Annotated in this window: 4 protein-coding genes; 1 reads left to right on the top strand and 3 read right to left on the bottom strand. The window is 70.9% G+C overall.

Features of this window, described 5'->3' with window-relative positions; genetic code table 11:
• Both A4R44_RS49420 and A4R44_RS49415 read right to left on the bottom strand, forming a co-directional pair.
• Positions 1-263, bottom strand: a 263-nt coding sequence (locus tag A4R44_RS49420; RefSeq protein ID WP_198545511.1) for an AAA family ATPase, incomplete at its 3' end; no start/stop codon positions are given.
• Positions 264-567: 304 nt separating this feature from the next.
• Positions 568-714, bottom strand: a complete 147-nt coding sequence (locus tag A4R44_RS49415) for an MBL fold metallo-hydrolase (RefSeq protein ID WP_232791875.1) — start codon at positions 712-714, stop codon at positions 568-570.
• 279 nt (positions 715-993) lie between these two features.
• Here A4R44_RS49415 and A4R44_RS31640 point away from each other — a divergent pair, with 279 nt between their 5' ends.
• A complete protein-coding gene (locus tag A4R44_RS31640) occupies positions 994-1,428 on the top strand; it encodes a MarR family winged helix-turn-helix transcriptional regulator (RefSeq protein ID WP_067588826.1) in 435 nt (144 codons plus the stop codon).
• On the opposite strand, the gene A4R44_RS31635 is transcribed toward A4R44_RS31640, so the two are convergent.
• Positions 1,352-1,990 carry a TetR/AcrR family transcriptional regulator gene (locus A4R44_RS31635; protein ID WP_067588824.1) on the bottom strand — a complete coding sequence of 213 codons (639 nt, stop codon included), beginning with the start codon at positions 1,988-1,990 and terminating at the stop codon, positions 1,352-1,354. The genes A4R44_RS31640 and A4R44_RS31635 overlap by 77 nt on opposite strands.
• Positions 1,991-2,114: the final 124 nt, after the last annotated feature.

Genomic DNA, 2,114 nt, shown 5'->3' with positions numbered 1-2,114 from the left:
AACCGCTCGGCCTGCTCGACGCGGGCCACCAGCTGCGGCAGGACGACGTCGTATCCGGCGCGCAGATGGGTTTCCGCCATGGCGAGCGCGAGTCGCCGCGCGGCGGGCAGGGTGTCCCAGAACGCGGTCCGCCAGCCGCCGATCATCGTGACCACCTGGTCGGCGTCGAGGGCCAGCACTCCCGGGCGGAGATCGGCGTAGCGCCGCGCGACGGTGGATTTCCCGATGCCGGACGGGCCGTTGAGGTGGATCAGCCGGGCCATTCACCCGACCCTAGCGGTCCAGCGGCCGTCGCGGACGTGCCCGAAGAGGACGTCGGCGAAGTGGTTGCCGTAGCCGATCGTGCCGGGCCCGGCCAGTTCGGCGACGAGCTTCCGGCGGTGGCTGGCGGCCTCGGCCGGATCGCGGTCGTACCCGCAGGACCAGTCCGGGTTTTCGATCTGGATCGGCGAATGGACCGCGTCGCCGAACGCGATCAGCCGGTGCCCGCCGGAGGTGAGGACATACTCGGCGTGTCCCGGCGGCGAAACACCTCCTGCCCGTCCTCGACCGTGCGCACTCGCGGTGTCAGCGCGTCGGTCTCGCCGGAGGCTCGCGCCGCGCCCACTCTGGCTCCGCGACCAGATGTCCGGCGTGACAGCCGATGTGGTCGGAGTGCGAGTGCGTGAACGCCACTGCCTCGAAGTCCTGCGGTTCGCGCCCGAGCGCGGCCAGGTTGTCGAGCAGCGCACCACCGTTCGGCGCGCCCGGTCCGCCGCCCGAACCCGGCGTCGATCAGCAGCGCCCGGCCGTCGCGTTCCACCAGCGGTCCGCCGATGCTCGCGACGAGGTAACTGTTCGCCCGGGTGGATGGTCTGGCGCGGCGCGGGCCGGCGAAGTCGGTCGTCGAGCACCGTTTCGTTCCCTTCTCCGGTCTTCCCCGACGATAAGCATCAAGTTAGAAACATTCAAGCTCAAATTATTCTGACTTGATGGAGTTCCTAGGATGGGGTCATGACGGAGCCGCGGGCGATCGCCGAACGGGAGCTGTGCGGTCTGGTGAACGGGCTGGCCCAGCAGATCGCCGTCCACGTCCGCGAGCGCGCGGTGACCCTGGGGCTGACCGCCGCGCAGGCGGCCGCGCTGCGGGAGCTGACCGGTCCGATGACGATGCGCGAGCTGGCCGAGCGGATGAGCTGCGAGCCGTCGAATGCCACGTTCGTCGTCGACAAGCTGGAAAAGCAGGGGCTGATCGAGCGGCGCGCGCATCCGACCGACCGGCGCGCCCGGCATCTCGTCCTCACCGAGGACGGCACGGCGCTGCGCGAGCGGCTGCTCGACCTGCTGACCCGGGATTCGCCGCTGGCCGGGCTCACTCCGAAGGATCAGCGAGCACTGCGGGGGCTGCTGGAGCGGGCGATCGCGGCGGGCGCAGGCCGTCGAGGATGATGCGGAGGTTCCGCCGCCACTGGTCGTCGCTCGGGACGAGACCGATCGTGTGGTCCGGCGGGATCGCGGTGGCGAGCGCGAACGGGACGTCCCGCCAGCCGAGGTCCGCGCGGAGCGTCCCCGCCTGTTGCGCTCGCTGGACCAGTTGACGCATCGCCCGCTGCAGCCGGGTGACGCGCGGTTCCAGGTCAAGCCGTTCGCCGCGGCCGGACAGGGCGTCGTGCAGGCCGCAGCTGGACGCGCGCAGCTGGACGTAGGTCTCGGCGAACTCGGCGAATCCCTGCCACGGATCGGGGGCGTCGAGCACGTGCGCGGCGCGGTCGGTCATCTCGTCGATGGTGTCGGTCAGGATGGCGGCGAGGAGTGCGTCCAGTGACGGCACGCGCCGGTACAGCGTGCCGAGGCCGACGCCCGCGCGCTGGGCGATGTCGCGGGTCGTGACCGCGAGCCCGAGCTCGTCGAGCGCTTCGCGGGTCGCCGCGACCAGCCGCTCGACGTTGCGCTGCGCGTCGGCTCGCGGTCGGCCTTGGGCGAGCAGTGCTGCGACGGCGGAGTCCGGCATTCCCGCAGTCTAGACCAAGCGGGTCAGGCTGTTCCGCTTCTGGTAGGTTGGCATAACCGGAACAACATGACCCGCTTAGTGGAGGTGGGGACTTGACCAAGCCGATCGGCGTCGGAATCCTCGG

Origin of the sequence: Amycolatopsis sp. M39, assembly GCF_001651785.1 — a bacterium.
Taxonomy (GTDB): Bacteria; Actinomycetota; Actinomycetes; order Mycobacteriales; family Pseudonocardiaceae; genus Amycolatopsis; species Amycolatopsis rubida.
This window is presented reverse-complemented; position numbering and strand designations above follow the sequence as displayed.